Raw genomic sequence first — 15,476 nt, 5'->3', positions numbered from 1 at the left:
CTCCTGGTTAAAGTGAATGTGTTGTTGTTATAGAAGGCAGAGCGGCACAGCTAAAACGATCGGTTAACAGGGGATAGCGCACCGAGTCGGGCAGTTCAAAATGCCACCACTCGCTGTTGATGCCGACGAAGCCGCCGGCCTGCATAATGGCGTTCAGCAGCAGGCGATTGCGCTGCGCCGCAGGCGGCACCTCCGGGTTCCAGAGGTGCGATCGCGGATGCATCTCATCAAACCCTGCGCCCATATCAAGGATGTGGCCCGCCTCATCGCGCAGCGTAACGTCGATCGCCGTGCCGCGGCTGTGGTTGGAGCCGAGCGACACCGCTACTACATACTGCGGATCGGGGCAGGCGAGCCAGAGATGCTGCTGCGCCAGCTGAGGGCGATAAGCGTCGTATACCACCAGCGTTAGCCCGGCCAGGCGCGCCACCATCACGCTGCGCGCCAGCGCTTTCGCCGCGTCGGGATGCAGCAGGCAGCGCGCCTCCTGATAGATGGCGTAGCCGGTGATATTATCGGGCGTGGCGTACTTCAGATCGATCTCCAGCTGTGGAAACAGGTCCGCCAGGTCGACCAGCTCAGCTTCTTGCGTCATGTACTTTTCCCTCGGTTAACGTTCAAATTGACCAAACTCCTGCTGAAGCTGGCGATTAACGGCCAACCTTGCTGCCAGTCGTTCGCCAAGCTGCTCCACCACCGCCGAAAGCAGCAGGTTAAACAGGCAGCTCAGCGGCGCCAGAGAATCCCAGAAGTGGCCGGTATCGGTCTTCACCTGCAGTAAATCGAGCGGATAGTCGCGCGCCCACGGGCACCAGACATCGGTCACCAGCGCCAGCGGGATCTGCCGCTCGCAGGCGACGCGGCAAAACTGCCGGGCGATAGTGGAGTAGGCGCGAGTATCGGTCACCACTACATAGGGCGACTGAAATTCTGAATTAAGCGTTTCCACCCAGGTGCCGGAAAGCCCGTCTACATAGCTGACGTGCGGGCGGAGGTACTCCAGATGGCTGAAAAAGGCGTTGGCGATGCCGCGTGTCGACTGAATCCCCAATACAAATACCGCGTCGGCGTTCGCCAACCGCTGACTGATGCGTTGAAACACCTCGCTCTGCGCCAGGCGATAAACCTGCGTGATGGCGTCCAGCTCCAGTTCCAGCGACTGCGCGTAGCGATCCGGCAAATGCTTCTGCTGCTGCCAGGAGTCGAGGCGGTCGATAACGCCCCAGGGCTTATAGTCGATCTGCGGCGTATCGCGCAGGCTCTGCCTGAGATCATCAAGATTGCGGTAGCCCAGCCGTCGCAGATAGCGGCCTACGGTAATGCCGCTGGTGCCGGTGGCGCGCGCGATGCTGTCGGCGGTTTCAAACGGAATCTGTCCCGTATGGGTCAGCAGCCATCCGGCGATGCGTTTGCCGCTGGGCGTCTGCTGGCCGAAGGTGCTTTCGATACGGGCGATCAGCGTGGGCTTCACCATTCTGGCAACCTTATGTTAGTTCGCTGTCATCAGCGAGCGGCCTGTTAGTTATTTAACAAAGCAGAAGTCATGCCAGGTTTACGCGAAGCGGGAAGCGGCGCGCAGCACGTTTAACAGCGGCATTGCGGCGATTATGTCTTAACAAAAGCTCAACAAATGTGCAGCATCGCCCATTTCTGGTGCAGTCGGGACTCTCCTCTCCTGGATGCCGCCGCTGCTGCGAGGCGGGTCACATTGCGTTTGGCTGCGTATGAAACGGCGTCCAAAAGCCTGGAAGCCAATGCGCAGAGAACAGGCGGAACGCTGGCGATGAGCAAGCGACGCGGCACAATAGCCGCATGAAAAAAACTTCCGCATACGGCTTTACGCTGCTGGAGCTGCTGCTGGTATTAATGGTGGTCAGCCTGCTGAGCATGGCTTCGCTGAACGGCTGGCAGCAGTGGCAGCAACGCCAGCGCATGCGCGATACCGCGCAGCAGCTGCAACAGTTTCTCTCTGGCGCACGCGCCTGGGCCAACTGGCATAACAGCGAACAGCCGCTGTGGCTGCTGGCGGGGGAGCGCTGGTGCCTCGGCAGCGGGCCGAAGCCCGTCTCAGGCTGTCAGGCTAACCGACGCTTACAGCTGCTGGCGCCGCATCCGCAGGTCGCTATTCTCGCCATTGAGGGCAGTCCCGGCTTTTACGGCAGGCGCAACGTGGCGCGCGCAGGCCATATCGCCTTCGGTGATGAAACGCTGCGCTGGCATATGATTATTTCCGCGCGCGGCCGCATCCGTCTCTGCGAGGCGAGCATATGTCCGTAAAAAACGCTGGCTTCACCCTGATGGAGATGCTGGTGGCGATGGCGCTGAGCGGCATTTTAATGCTGGGCGCGCTGCGTTTGCTGCCGCATCTGCAACGACAAAATTTGCATTTGCAAAGCCAGGTGTGGTTACAGGCGGATTTGCAGCTTATGCTCAACACGCTGGAGAAGGCGATCCGCCGCGCCGGTTACTGCCGCGGTGATTGCGAAGGCGCGCCGCTAACGCTGCGACAGGGTTGTCTGCTGGCGCGCTGGGATGAAAACGGCAATGGCCGCTGGGAAGGGCCGAATCAGGAGGAAAGCGAATGGTACGGATACCGGCTGCGCGATCGACGGCTGGAGATGCAGCGCGGCGCAGAGAGCTGCGAGGGCGGCGGCTGGGAAAGCCTTTCCGATCCGGCAAGCGTGACTATCAACGGACTGGCGTTTGCCCGCCGCGGCGCGCAGGTGGCGCTGACGTTCAGCGGCGCGTCGGCGCGCTTCCCCGCCGTGTCGGTGACGCTGCGCAGCGTCGTCAATACATGGAATCAGCGCTGAAGCAGCGCGGCGGGGTGGCGATCGCCATGGTGCTGCTGGTTTTGCTGCTTGGCTCGGCGCTGCTGAATGCGACGCGGCAGCAGCTCGGCGCGGCGCTGTCGCAGGTGGTCGATGAGCGTCAATACCTGATCGATTACCATCAGGCGCTCTCGGCGCTCGCCTGGGGGCAGCGTCTGATCTGGCCGCTGCGACAGGGATGGCGCTGTCAGCAGCAGACGCAGTTCGGCTGGCGCGCCTGCCTGCTGTCGCTGGATAACGGCGAGGCGCTGCTGCGCGGCTCCGCGCTGGCGGATGCCGACGCGCTGGCGCTGTGGCAGTGGCTGCGGCTGGAGGAGGGCAAGCGCTGGCGACCGCAGGCGCACGGCTGGCTCGACTTCTGCCCGCTTTCCCGTCCTGAGGCCTGTACGCCCGATGCGCGCTGATCGCGGCTTCAGCGTAGTAGAGACGCTGCTGGCGCTGCTGTTGTTCGCCATTGGTTTAACCGCGCTGCTGCACTATCAGCAGGCGCTGACGCAGGGCTTTTATCGTCAGTGGCAGCAGCAGGAGGCGTGGCGCATTGCGGCGCTGCGCCTGCAGGGAGAAGAGAGCGAAGGCTGGGCCGCCACGCTGCAAACGCTGCAGGGGCCGGAGGGGTGTCAGCTGTGGCAGACAAGCGTTGCGCGGCCCGCGCTGCCGCTGATAACGCTGAGTCAGCTGCGCTGCGATGAGTGATTTTCGCGCTTTTTTCGCATCGCGGTTGCATTAGCCGATTTAAGGGGTAGAGTGTCCCCGCGCTGACGCGCAGTAGCAGCACTGAACAGGAGCCACTATGTTTACGGTTTATCACTCCAACCAGCTCGATATCCTCAAATCGCTGGCGGCGTATCTGATTGAAAACGAACCGTTACGCGATCCTTTCCAGTCTGAAGTGGTGCTGGTGCAAAGCCCTGGCATGGCGCAGTGGCTGCAAATGCAGCTGGCGCAGCAGTTCGGCATCGCCGCCAATATCGCCTTTCCGCTGCCCGCCACCTTTATTTGGGATATGTTCGTGCGCGTGCTGCCCGGCATTCCCAAAGAAAGCGCCTTTAATAAATCCAGCATGAGTTGGAAGCTGATGACGCTGCTGCCGAACCTGCTGCGCGAAGAGGCGTTTCGCCCGTTGCAGCACTATCTCAACGACGACGACGATAAGCGCAAGCTGTTTCAGCTCGCCTCGCGCGTCGCCGATCTTTATGACCAGTATCTGGTCTACCGCCCTGAATGGCTCAACAGCTGGCAGCAGGGCCAAACCATCGACGGACTGGGCGAAGCGCAGCAGTGGCAGGCGCCGCTCTGGGCCAGGCTGGTGGAATATACGCGCGAGCTGGGGCAGCCGGAGTGGCATCGCGCCAATCTCTACGCCCGCTTTATTCAAAAGCTGGAAAACAGCGCCGAGCGTCCGGCGGGGCTGCCCGATCGCGTCTTTATCTGCGGCATTTCGGCGCTGCCGCCGGTCTACCTGCAGGCGCTGCAGGCGCTGGGCAAGCATATCGACATTCATCTGCTGTTCACTAATCCCTGTCGCCACTACTGGGGCGACATTCAGGACTACGCTTTTCTGGCGAAGCTGCAAAGTCGCCGCCGTCGCCACCATCAGCAGCAGCAGGAGATCGCGCTGTTCCGCGACCCGGATGAGGCTTCTTCCCTGTTTAACGACGAGGGCGAACAGCAGCTGACCAATCCGCTGCTCGCCTCCTGGGGCAAGCTGGGACGCGACAATCTCTATCTGCTGGCGCAGATGGAGGCGCGCGAAATCGACGCGTTTGTCGAGGTGCCGGACGACACGCTGCTGCGGGCGATGCAGCACGATCTGCTGGAGCTGGAGGATAACGCGGTAATCGGCCTGAACGCCGAAGAGCTGAACAGCAGCCATAAGAAACGCCTGCTCGATCCGCAGGATCGTTCCGTGGTGGTGCATGTCTGCCACAGTCCTCAGCGTGAAGTGGAGGTGTTGCAGGATCAGCTGCTGGCGATGATGGAGGCGGACCCGTCGCTGACGCCGCGCGATATTATCGTGATGGTGGCCGATATCGACGCCTACACACCCTATATTCAGGCGGTATTTGGCAATGCGCCTACGGATCGTTATCTGCCGTTCGCCATTTCAGATCGCCGCGCCAGCTTCGCCCATCCGGCGATCATGGCCTTTATCAACTTACTGGGCCTGCCGGAAAGCCGCTTCGCCTGCGAAGAGGTGCTGGCGCTGCTGGAGGTGCCGGCGCTGGCGGCACGCTTCGCCATTGATGAAGAAGGGTTGCGCCGCCTGCGGATGTGGGTCGAGGAGTCGGGCATCCGCTGGGGGCTGGATGACGATAATGTGCGCGAGCTGGAGCTGCCGCCGACCGGCCAGCACACCTGGCGCTTCGGTATTACTCGCATGCTGCTTGGCTATGCGATGGAGAGCGAACATGGCCACTGGGACGGCATCCTGCCTTACGATGAATCCAGCGGTCTGATCGCCGAGCTGGCGGGCAACCTGGCGGAGCTGCTGATGCAGCTTAACCACTGGCGTCAGGTACTGGCGCGACCGCGCGCGCTGACCGACTGGCAGCCGCTGTGTCGGGAGATGTTACAGGCGTTTTTCGCCGCCGACGTAAATACCGACGCCGCGCTGATGCTGATTGAAGAGCAGTGGCAGCAGGTGATGACCTGGGGTTTGCAGGCGCGTTACGACGACGCGGTGCCGGCGGCGTTGTTGCGCGATGAGCTGGCCGCCCGCCTGGATCAGCAGCGCATCAGCCAGCGTTTTCTGGCGGGGCCGGTCAACTTCTGCACCCTGATGCCGATGCGCTCGGTGCCGTTCCGCGTGGTCTGCCTGCTGGGTATGAACGACGGCGTTTACCCGCGTACGCTGCCGCCGCTGGGCTTCGATCTGATGGCGCAGCAGCCGCAAAAAGGGGACCGCAGCCGCCGCGACGATGACCGTTTTCTGTTTCTTGAGGCGTTGCTGTCGGCGCAGCAGCGTCTTTATATCAGCTATATTGGCCGCTCGATTCAGGACAATACGGAACGATATCCCTCGGTGCTGGTCACTGAACTGGTGGATTACATCGCGCAACGTTTTCATCTGCCCGGCGACGAAGCGTTGGACGTCGACAGCAGCGCCCGGCGCGTGTTGGATCATCTGCACTGTCTGCACAGCCGGATGCCTTTTGATCCGCAGAACTTCGCGCCGCAGTCGGAATATCGCAGCTTCGCCCATGAGTGGCTGCCTGCGGCGCGCGGCAGCGGCGAGCCGCATCCGCCGTTTATGCAGCCGTTGCCGCCGTTGCCGCTCAACGAACTGAGCTTTGAACAGCTGCTGCGCTTCTGGCGTCATCCGGTGCGCGCGTTTTTTACGCTGCGCCTCGGCGTCAGTTTCGCGCTGGAGCAGACGGAGCTGCCGGACGCCGAACCTTTCGTGCTGGACGCGCTTGACCGTTATCAGATCAACGCGCAGCTACTGAACGCACTGATTGAGGAAGAAGACACCCAGCGGCTGTTCCATCATCATCGCGCGGCGGGCGTACTGCCCTACGGCGCCTTCGGCGAGCTGTTCTGGCAAACGCAGCAGGAAGAGATGGCGCCGCTGGCGGAGCAGGTTCGGGAGCTGCGCGACGAGAGCCGCAGCGTAGAGATCGACCTGACGATCGCGGACGTCAGGCTCAACGGCTGGCTGCCGCAGGTGCAGGAAAGCGGGCTGCTGCGCTGGCGGCCAGGCGTGCTGAACTTCACCGATGGCCTGGCGCTCTGGCTGGAGCATCTCGCCTGGTGCGCCATGGGCGGTCAGGGGCAGAGCCGCATGCTGGGACGCAAAGAGAGCCGCTGGTGCTTCGACGCGATCGACGCGGAGCAGGCGCGAAGCTGGCTAACCCGTTATGTTGAAGGCTATCGTGACGGCATGTGCTCGCCGCTGCTGCTGCTGCCGAAAACCGGCGGCGCCTGGCTGGAGGCGAGCTACGACGCCAAAAACGATATCATGCTGATGGATGAGGCGACCCAGGCGAAAGCGCGCGCGAAGCTGCTCACCGCCTGGCAAGGGAACTATCAGCTGGAGGGAGAAGGGAGCGATCCCTATCTGCAGCGGCTGTTCCGCACGCTGGAGGCGACGCATCTTGACGCTATCTGCTCCGCCGCCGAGCAGTGGCTGCTGCCGCTGCTGCGCTTTAACCGCGGCGATACGCAGAAAAACGACGAATAGCGTGGCGTAACCAGAGGAAGGGAAGCGATCGCCACGCCGGTAATATCGCCACATTATCTGTTAATTTTCGCCAGTTGCTTTAGCCAGCGGACACAGTGTTGGAAAAGGAAAGGATAAAACTCAAGGGGTATGCATGCGAAAGTACGCTGTCTGGACAGCCAGTTTATTACTGCTTTTCACCGTTTTTAATCAAGCCGCCCGCGCGGATCAGGGTTGGCAGCCCATCGAACAGACCATCAATAAAAGCGATAAGGATCCCCGTCAGTATCAGGCCATCCGGCTGGATAACGCGATGACGGTATTGCTGGTTTCCGATCCGCAGGCAACAAAATCGCTGGCCGCGCTGACGCTGCCGATTGGTTCGCTGGACGATCCCAACCAGCAGCTGGGGCTGGCCCATTACCTTGAGCATATGGTGCTGATGGGATCGAAGCGCTATCCGCAGCCCGACAATCTGGCCGAGTTCCTGAAAAAGCACGGAGGCAGCCATAACGCCAGCACCGCTTCCTACCGCACGGCCTACTATCTGGAGGTGGAGAACGATGCGCTGGCGCCGGCGGTCGATCGTCTGGCGGACGCGATAGCGGAGCCGTTGCTCGATCCGGTCAATGCCGATCGCGAACGGCATGCGGTCAATGCTGAAATGACCATGGCGCGTTCGCGCGACGGTCACCGCATGGCGCAGGTGGGGGCGGAAACGCTGAACCCCGCGCATCCGGCCGCGCGCTTTTCCGGCGGCAATCTGGAGACGCTGCGCGACAAGCCGGGCAGCAAGCTGCACGATGCGTTACGCGCTTTTTATCAGCAGCACTACTCCGCCAATCTGATGAAGGCGGTGATTTACAGCAACAAGCCGCTGCCTGAGCTGGCGGCTATTGCGGCGCAGACCTTTGGCCGCGTACAAAACCGCGACGCCAGCGTGCCGACCATCGACGTGCCGGTAGTAACCGACCAGCAGAAAGGGATCATTATCCACTACGTGCCGGCGCAGCCGCGCAAGCAGCTGAGGATCGAGTTTCGCATTGATAACAACAGCGATCGCTTCCGCAGCAAAACCGACACTCTGATCGGCTATTTAATCAGTAACCGCAGCAAGGATACGCTCTCTGACTGGCTGCAAAGTCAGGGGCTGGCTGACTCCGTCGATGCGGGCGCCGATCCGGCGATCGTGCGCAACGGCGGCGTCTTCGCCATCAACGTATCGCTGACGGACAAAGGGCTGGCGCAGCGCGATCGGGTCGTCGCGGCGATTTTCAGCTATCTCGATATGCTGCGTCAGAAGGGCATCGACAAGCGCTATTTCGATGAAATGGCCCATGTGCTGAACCTGGATTACCGCTACCCCTCGATTACACGCAATATGGACTATATCGAATGGCTGGTGGACACCATGCTGCGCGTGCCGGTGGAGCATACGCTGGATGCGCCTTATCTCGCCGACCGCTACGATCCGGCAGAGATTCGCGCACGTCTTGACGGCATGACGCCGCAGAACGCCCGTATCTGGTATATCAGCCCGAAAGAGCCGCATAACAAAACCGCTTACTTCGTCGACGCGCCTTACCAGGTAGATAAAATCGACGCTGATTTGTATAAGCGCTGGCAGCAGAGCGCGGCGGAGATCGCGCTGGCGCTGCCGACGCTTAACCCTTACATTCCCGATGACTTCAGCCTGATTCCGGCGGCCGATAAAGCGGCGACGCATCCGCAGCAGCTGGTGAACGAGCCGGGGCTGCGCGTGTTCTACATGCCGAGCCACTATTACGCCACCGAGCCGAAAGCCAATATTACGCTGGCGCTGCGCAACAAGGCGGCGATGAACAGCGCGCGCAATCAGGTGCTGTTCGCCCTGAACGACTATCTGGCGGGCGTGGCGCTGGACGAGCTGAGTTCGCAGGCGTCGGTGGGCGGCATCAGCTTCTCCACCAGCGAAAATGACGGCGTGTCAATCTCCGCCAGCGGTTTTACCCAGCATCTGCCTAAACTGCTGACCACGTTGCTGCATGGCTACGCCAGCTACACCCCGACGGAAGATCTGCTGGCGCAGGCGAAATCCTGGTATAACGAGCGCCTGGACGCGGCGGAGAAGGGCAAAGCCTTCGAGCAGGCGATCCAGCCGGTGCAGATGCTGTCGCAGCTTCCTTATACCGAGCGCAGCGAGCGGCGTAAACTGCTGGCATCCATCACGCCGCAGGAGCTGATCGACTACCGTCGCATGCTGCTGGAGCGGGCGACGCCGGAGATACTGGTAGTAGGCAATATGACGCCGCAGGCGGTAGAATCGCTGGCGCGTGCGGTAAAACAGCAGCTGAACTGCCAGGGCGAAAGCTGGTGGCACAGCGAATATGTCACCATCAAAACGCCGCTGCGCGCCAACCTGCAGAAAGCGGGCAGCAGCAGCGATTCGGCGCTGGCGGCGGTTTACGTGCCGACCGGCTATAGCGAATACCAGGGCATTGCCAACGGCATGCTGCTGAGCCAGATTATTCAGCCGTGGTTCTATAACCAACTGCGTACGCAGGAGCAGCTTGGCTACGCCGTGTTCACCTTCCAGATCCCGGTAGGCCGTCAGTGGGGCATCGGCTTCCTGCTGCAAAGCAACAGCAAGCAGCCTGCGTTGCTGCTGAAGCGCTACGAAGCCTTCTATCCTGAGGCGGAGCGTCGCCTGCGCGCCATGAGCCAGCAGGATTTCGCCCAGTATCAGGCTGCGTTGATCGGTGAATTGCAGCAGCGTCCGCAAACGCTGGATGAAGAGGCGGGACGCTACAGCAAAGATTTCGACCGGGAAAATTACGCGTTTGATACGCGCGACAAGGTCATTGAACAAATTAAAACGCTGACGCCGCAAAGCCTGGCGGACTATTTCCACCGGGCGGTGATTGCTAAACAGGGTATGGCGATGCTGTCGCAGATTTCCGGCGGCCAGCATGGTAAAGCTGACTACGCATCGCCGCAAGGCTGGAAAACCTGGCCGAACGTCAGCAGCCTGCAGCAGTCGCTGCCGGTGACAAGCGAGAAAAAATGAGTGAAAACAATCCGCAGCGGCTCGATCCGCTAACGTTGCCGCTCCAGGGGGAGCGGCTTATCGAGGCGTCCGCGGGAACCGGCAAAACCTTTACTATCGGCATACTCTATCTGAGGCTGTTGCTCGGCCTTGGGCAGCGTCATGCCTTTCATCGACCGCTTTCGGTAGAAGAGATTCTGGTCGTCACCTTTACCGAAGCGGCGACCGCCGAGCTGCGCGGGCGCATACGACAGAATATTCATGAGCTGCGGCTGGCCTGCGTGCGCGGCAGCAGCGGCAATCCGGTGTTGACGGCGCTGTTGCAAGAGATCCCGGACCCCGCCGACGCTGCGGCGCTGCTGCTGGCGGCTGAACGTCAGATGGATGAGGCGGCGATCTTCACCATTCACGGTTTCTGTCAGCGCATGCTCAATCTCAACGCCTTTGAATCCGGCATGCTGTTTGAACAGCAGCTGATTGAGGATGAGTCGGCGCTGCGCCGTCAGGCCGCCGCCGATTTCTGGCGTCGCCACTGCTATCCGCTGCCGCTGACCATTGCGAGAGTTATCGCGCAGGAGTGGACCGGGCCGGAACAGCTGCTCTCAACGCTGACGCCCTGGCTGCATGGCGAGTCCCCGGCGCTGAAGTATGCGCCCGACGGCGAAGAGACGCTGGCGCAGCGCCATGAGAAAATCATCGCGCGCATTGACGCGCTAAAGGCGCAGTGGCGCGCCGCCGCGCCTGAACTGCGCGAACTGATTGAAAAATCGGGCGTGGATAAGCGCAGCTACAGCAGTAAGCACTTACCTAACTGGCTGGACAGTATTGCGGTCTGGGTAGCGGAAGAAACGCAGGGCTATACGGTGCCGAAGGACCTGGCGCGCTTTCGTCAGAGCGTGCTGCTGGAGAAAACCAAAAAGGGCGAACCGCCGCGTCATGCGCTGTTCGACGCCGTCGACGCTTTCCTGGCCGAACCGCTGTCGCTGCGCGATTTGGTGATCGCCCGCGCGCTGGAAGAGATTCGCCTGGCGACGCGCCGTGAGAAAAGGCTGCGCGCGCTGCTGGGCTTTGACGATCTGCTCAGCCGTCTCGACGAGGCGCTGCATCAGCCTGGCGGCGAGATGCTCGCCGAAGCGATCCGCGCACGCTATCCGGTGGCGCTGATCGATGAATTCCAGGACACCGATCCGCAGCAGTACCGCATTTTCCGCCGTCTCTACGTAGGGCAGCCGGAGAACGCGCTGCTGCTGATTGGCGATCCCAAGCAGGCGATTTACGCCTTTCGCGGCGCGGATATTTTCACCTATATGCGCGCGCGTGGTGAAGTCAGCGCTCACTATACGCTGGACACTAACTGGCGTTCGTCGCCAGCGATGGTCGCCAGCGTTAACCAGCTCTTTTCCCGGCTGGATAACCCGTTTCTCTTTAACCAAATTCCCTTTATCAAGGTGAACGCTGCGCCGCCCAACGAAACGCGCGCTTTTCATCTTGATGGCGCTGCGCAGCCGGCGCTGCGTTTCTGGCTACAGCCTGGCGAAGGCGTTGGGGTAAGTGAGTACCAGCAATGGATGGCGAACCAGTGCGCCGCGGAGATCCTGCACTGGCTACAGGCCGGACTGCGTGGAGAGGCGCGGGTGGGCAAAGAGGGCGATATGCGCCCGGTGAGCGCCGCCGATATCACCGTGCTGGTGCGCAGCCGCAACGAGGCGGCAGTAATACGCGAGGCGCTCAACGCGCTTAATATCCCTTCGGTTTATCTCTCCAACCGCGACAGCGTATTTACTACGCCGGAGGCGCGCGAACTGCTCTGGCTGTTGCAGGCGGTGCTGGCGCCGGAACTGGAGCGCACGCTGCGCAGCGCGCTGGCGACCAGTATTCTTGGTCTGGACGCCGCCACCATCGACGCCATGAGCCAGGATGAAGATCGCTGGGACGCGCTGGTAGATGAATTCGCCGCCTATCGTCAGCGCTGGCAGCAGCGCGGCGTGCTGCCGATGCTGCGCGAACTGATGAAGCAACGCCATATCGCTGAAAACCTGCTGGCGTCGGAGAGCGGCGAGCGGCGGCTGACCGATCTGTTGCATCTTGGCGAACTGTTGCAGGAGGCGGCCGCCCAGCTCGACAGCGAACATGCACTGGTGCGCTGGCTGGCGCAGCAGGTCGCCCAGCCCAATCATCAGGCCGCCAGCCAGCAGCTGCGTCTGGAGAGCGATCGCCATCTGGTGCAGATCGTTACGATTCATAAATCGAAAGGGCTGGAGTATCCACTGGTGTGGCTGCCGTTTGCGGCGAACTACCGCGAGGCGGCGCAGGGGCTTTATCACGACAGGGAAACCTTTCAGGCGCTGCTGGATCTCAGCGACGATGAGGAGAGCCTGGCGCTGGCGGAGCAGGAGCGTCTGGCGGAAGACCTGCGTCTGCTTTACGTCGCCCTGACTCGTTCCGTTTATCATTGCAGCATCGGCATCGCGCCGCTGATCAAGGGCAACCGCAAGAAAGAGGGCAACAGCGACCTGCATAAAAGCGCGGTCGGCTATCTGATCCAGCGCGGCGAGGCGATGAACGCCAGCGGTTTGCAGGAGGCGCTGCACGGTTTATGCAACGAGGCGGTGGACGTGGCGACGCCGGAGGGAACAGCGGAAGGACGCTGGCAGCCGGAAGGCGAACGGATGCCGGAACTGGCAAGCCCGGCGATCTCCCGTCCCTTACAGGATAACTGGCGCGTCACCAGCTACACCGGCCTGCAACAGCACGGCCCGTCGGTGGCGCTCGATCTGACGCCGCGCTTTGATATCGACGCCGCTGGCGAGACGGCTGAGGTCGCTACGCCCGCGCTGACGCCGCATACCTTTCCGCGCGGCGCCTCGCCGGGCACCTTCCTGCACGGCCTGTTTGAAACGCTCGATTTCAGCCAGCCGCCGGATGAGGCGTGGCTGGCGGAACAATTGCAGCTGGCGGGCTTCGGCGATCAGTGGCTGCCGATGCTCGTTGACTGGCTCAGCCGCGTGCTGCAAACGCCGCTGCATCAGAACGGCGTAAGCCTGGCGCAGCTGATGCCGGGGCAATACCTTGTGGAGCTGGAATTTTATCTGCCGATGCACCAGTTGCTGACCGCACCGGCGCTCGATGCGGTGATGCGCCGACACGATCCGCTGTCGGCGCGCGCGCCGGAGCTGAATTTCCAGCAGGTGCAGGGGATGCTCAAAGGCTTTATCGACCTCGTTTTCTGCTGGCAGGGCAAATATTATCTGCTGGATTATAAGTCGAACTGGCTGGGCGAAGAGAGCAGCGCCTATACGCCGCAGGCGATGGCGGAGGCGATGATCGGTCACCGCTACGATTTGCAGTATCAGCTTTATACGCTGGCGCTGCATCGCTATTTGCGGCATCGTGTAGCGGACTACGATTACGAGCGTCACTTCGGCGGCGTGTTCTATCTGTTTTTACGTGGGATGGACGGCAGCGCCAGCGAAAACGGCGTGTTTCATCACCGTCCCTCCATCGATTTTGTCAGGGCGCTGGATAGCCTGTTTACCGGAGACCAGGTGGAATCGAAATGAGAAAAATGAGCGAGTTGCTGCGCGAAGCGGTAGAAAAACGTCTGATACGGCCGCTGGATTTGCAGTTCGCCCATATGCTGGCGGACGATGAACAACCGGCGCTGATGCTGGCGGCGGCCTGCGTCAGCGCCGAAGCGGGAGAGGGGCATGTCTGCCTTCCGCTCGACCATTTTCATGACGGTCAGCTGTTTGATGGCCGACAGCCGGAGCTGGCATCGGAGATCTGGCAGGCGGCGGGGCAGCCGAAAGAGTGGCAGCGTCTGCTGTTGCAGAGCCATGCGGTCAGCGACGGCTCGAAGCCGACGCCGCTGGTCGTGGCGCAGCAGCGGCTTTATCTGCATCGCATGTGGCGCGGCGAAGGCAGCGTGGCGCGCTTTATCGCCGCCGAGCAGCCCGCGCCCGCCTTTGACGACGCCGATCTGCAGCGCGTGCTAAACGAGCTGTTCGGCGATCGCCCCGACGACTGGCAGAAGATCGCCGCCGCCGTCGCCATCACTCGCCATATCTCCGTCATTTCCGGCGGGCCGGGCACCGGTAAAACCACCACCGTCGCGAAGCTGCTGGCGGCGCTGATTCGCCTGTCGCGCCAGAAGATGCGCATCCGGCTGGCGGCGCCGACCGGCAAAGCGGCGGCGCGTCTGACGGAGTCGCTGGGCAAGGCGTTACAGGCGCTGACGCTAAGCGAGGAGGAGCGCGCCGCGTTCCCGGAGGAGGCGACCACGCTGCACCGTCTGCTGGGCGCGCAGCCCAACAGCCAGCGTCTGCGTTACCATGCCGGCAACCCGCTGCATCTTGACGTGCTGGTCGTGGATGAGGCGTCGATGGTCGATCTGCCGATGATGTCGAACCTGATCGCCGCGCTGCCGCCGCACGCGCGGGTGATTTTTCTCGGCGATCGCGATCAGCTCGCCTCGGTGGAGGCGGGCGCGGTGCTGGGCGATATTTGCCGCTGCGCCGAAGCGGGTTACAGCGTGGCGCGCGCCATGCAGCTGCGGCAGCTGACGGGCTGCCAGCTGGACGGCGCGGACGGCGAGGGGATGCCTGACGTGCGCGACAGCATCTGCCTGCTGCGCAAAAGCTACCGTTTCGACGCGCGATCCGGCATCGGCCAGCTGGCGCAGGCGGTGAACGCTGGCGACGCGCAGGCGGCGGAAAAAGTATTCCGCGCCGGGTTTGACGATATCTGCCGCAGCGAACTGAGCAGCGCAGAGCACTATCAGCAACTGCTGGAGCAGGGCGTGGCGGGCTATGACGACTATCTGACGCTGCTGCAACGCGATGCGGCGCCGGATGAAGTGCTGGCCGCTTTCGCCCGCTACCGTCTGCTGTGCGCGCTGCGCGAAGGGCCGTTCGGCGTGGCGGGGCTGAATGAGCGCATCGAACGCCTGCTGTTAAAACAGCGGCGCATTCGTCGACCGCTGGCGCAGAGCCGCTGGTATATTGGCCGACCGGTGATGATCGCGCGTAACGACAGCGCGCTGGGGTTATTCAACGGCGATATCGGCGTGGCGATGAACGACGTTGGCGGCGCGCTGAAAGTCTTTTTCCCACTGCCGGACGGTTCAATTAAAGCGGTGCAGCCAAGCCGCCTGCCGCCGCACGATACCGCCTGGGCGATGACGGTGCATAAATCTCAGGGGTCGGAGTTTGATCATACCGCGCTGGTGCTGCCTAATCACTACCTGCCGGTACTGACGCGCGAGCTGGTCTATACCGCCATCACACGCGCGCGGCGTCAGTTGACGCTCTATACCGACCGGCAAATTTTCGCCCGCGCGGTGGCGGTGCGCACGCTGCGCCGCAGCGGTCTGGTAGAGCGCTTAAGCGCGCCGCACAAGGAGATCTTTCTCTGACCGCCGCGTCGCCTGCTTTTGCGTTTATCCGCAATAAAAAGCCCGGCC

General features: G+C 61.9%; 10 protein-coding genes. 8 read left to right on the top strand and 2 right to left on the bottom strand.

What is annotated here, in order from left to right:
- Window positions 1-7: 7 nt before the first annotated feature.
- Both ddpX and C2E16_RS16920 read right to left on the bottom strand, forming a co-directional pair.
- A complete protein-coding gene (ddpX, locus tag C2E16_RS16925; protein WP_038624397.1) occupies window positions 8-595 on the bottom strand; it encodes a D-alanyl-D-alanine dipeptidase in 588 nt (195 codons plus the stop codon).
- A gap of 15 nt (window positions 596-610) precedes the next feature.
- Window positions 611-1,474 (bottom strand): MurR/RpiR family transcriptional regulator, encoded by an 864-nt coding sequence (locus C2E16_RS16920; RefSeq protein ID WP_084971548.1) that lies wholly within the window; start codon window positions 1,472-1,474, stop codon window positions 611-613.
- A 338-nt stretch (window positions 1,475-1,812) separates the two neighbouring features.
- On the opposite strand from C2E16_RS16920, the gene C2E16_RS16915 reads away from it, so the two are divergent.
- The 8 genes from C2E16_RS16915 to recD all read left to right on the top strand — a co-directional run bounded on the left by C2E16_RS16915 (window position 1,813) and on the right by recD (window position 15,428).
- A complete protein-coding gene (locus C2E16_RS16915) occupies window positions 1,813-2,277 on the top strand; it encodes a prepilin-type N-terminal cleavage/methylation domain-containing protein (protein ID WP_038624399.1) in 465 nt (154 codons plus the stop codon).
- On the top strand, window positions 2,268-2,813 hold the full coding sequence (locus C2E16_RS16910; protein WP_084971546.1) for a prepilin peptidase-dependent protein: 546 nt from the start codon (window positions 2,268-2,270) through the stop codon (window positions 2,811-2,813). Before C2E16_RS16915 ends, C2E16_RS16910 begins: the two co-directional genes overlap by 10 nt.
- Entirely contained in the window at window positions 2,798-3,235 is a 438-nt protein-coding gene (locus C2E16_RS16905; protein WP_038624401.1) for a DUF2509 family protein, read from the top strand. Before C2E16_RS16910 ends, C2E16_RS16905 begins: the two co-directional genes overlap by 16 nt.
- A complete protein-coding gene (locus C2E16_RS16900) occupies window positions 3,225-3,524 on the top strand; it encodes a prepilin-type N-terminal cleavage/methylation domain-containing protein (RefSeq protein ID WP_038624402.1) in 300 nt (99 codons plus the stop codon). Before C2E16_RS16905 ends, C2E16_RS16900 begins: the two co-directional genes overlap by 11 nt.
- Window positions 3,525-3,621: 97 nt before the next feature.
- Complete coding sequence (recC, locus tag C2E16_RS16895) at window positions 3,622-7,011, top strand: exodeoxyribonuclease V subunit gamma (RefSeq protein WP_038624403.1); 3,390 nt, start codon at window positions 3,622-3,624, stop codon at window positions 7,009-7,011.
- A 133-nt stretch (window positions 7,012-7,144) separates the two neighbouring features.
- Window positions 7,145-10,036 carry a pitrilysin gene (gene ptrA, locus C2E16_RS16890; RefSeq protein WP_038624405.1) on the top strand — a complete coding sequence of 964 codons (2,892 nt, stop codon included), beginning with the start codon at window positions 7,145-7,147 and terminating at the stop codon, window positions 10,034-10,036.
- Complete coding sequence (gene recB, locus C2E16_RS16885) at window positions 10,033-13,575, top strand: exodeoxyribonuclease V subunit beta (RefSeq protein ID WP_038624407.1); 3,543 nt, start codon at window positions 10,033-10,035, stop codon at window positions 13,573-13,575. The genes ptrA and recB overlap by 4 nt, the downstream gene beginning before the upstream one ends.
- A complete protein-coding gene (recD, locus tag C2E16_RS16880; protein WP_038624410.1) occupies window positions 13,572-15,428 on the top strand; it encodes an exodeoxyribonuclease V subunit alpha in 1,857 nt (618 codons plus the stop codon). The genes recB and recD overlap by 4 nt, the downstream gene beginning before the upstream one ends.
- Window positions 15,429-15,476: the final 48 nt, after the last annotated feature.

This window comes from Mixta calida, assembly GCF_002953215.1.
In the GTDB taxonomy this organism is placed as follows: Bacteria; Pseudomonadota; Gammaproteobacteria; order Enterobacterales; family Enterobacteriaceae; genus Mixta; species Mixta calida.
Note: the sequence above shows the minus strand (reverse complement) of the source record. Positions and strands in the feature narration are given on the sequence as shown.

What these genes read in the sequence shown, in the direction of transcription:
- ddpX (WP_038624397.1), bottom strand. Translation starts at nt 595, where the DNA reads ATGACGCAAGAAGCTGAGCTGGTCGACCTGGCGGACCTGTTTCCACAG.
- C2E16_RS16920 (WP_084971548.1), bottom strand. Translation starts at nt 1,474, where the DNA reads ATGGTGAAGCCCACGCTGATCGCCCGTATCGAAAGCACCTTCGGCCAG.
- C2E16_RS16915 (WP_038624399.1), top strand. Translation starts at nt 1,813, where the DNA reads ATGAAAAAAACTTCCGCATACGGCTTTACGCTGCTGGAGCTGCTGCTG.
- C2E16_RS16910 (WP_084971546.1), top strand. Translation starts at nt 2,268, where the DNA reads ATGTCCGTAAAAAACGCTGGCTTCACCCTGATGGAGATGCTGGTGGCG.
- C2E16_RS16905 (WP_038624401.1), top strand. Translation starts at nt 2,798, where the DNA reads ATGGAATCAGCGCTGAAGCAGCGCGGCGGGGTGGCGATCGCCATGGTG.
- C2E16_RS16900 (WP_038624402.1), top strand. Translation starts at nt 3,225, where the DNA reads ATGCGCGCTGATCGCGGCTTCAGCGTAGTAGAGACGCTGCTGGCGCTG.
- recC (WP_038624403.1), top strand. Translation starts at nt 3,622, where the DNA reads ATGTTTACGGTTTATCACTCCAACCAGCTCGATATCCTCAAATCGCTG.
- ptrA (WP_038624405.1), top strand. Translation starts at nt 7,145, where the DNA reads ATGCGAAAGTACGCTGTCTGGACAGCCAGTTTATTACTGCTTTTCACC.
- recB (WP_038624407.1), top strand. Translation starts at nt 10,033, where the DNA reads ATGAGTGAAAACAATCCGCAGCGGCTCGATCCGCTAACGTTGCCGCTC.
- recD (WP_038624410.1), top strand. Translation starts at nt 13,572, where the DNA reads ATGAGAAAAATGAGCGAGTTGCTGCGCGAAGCGGTAGAAAAACGTCTG.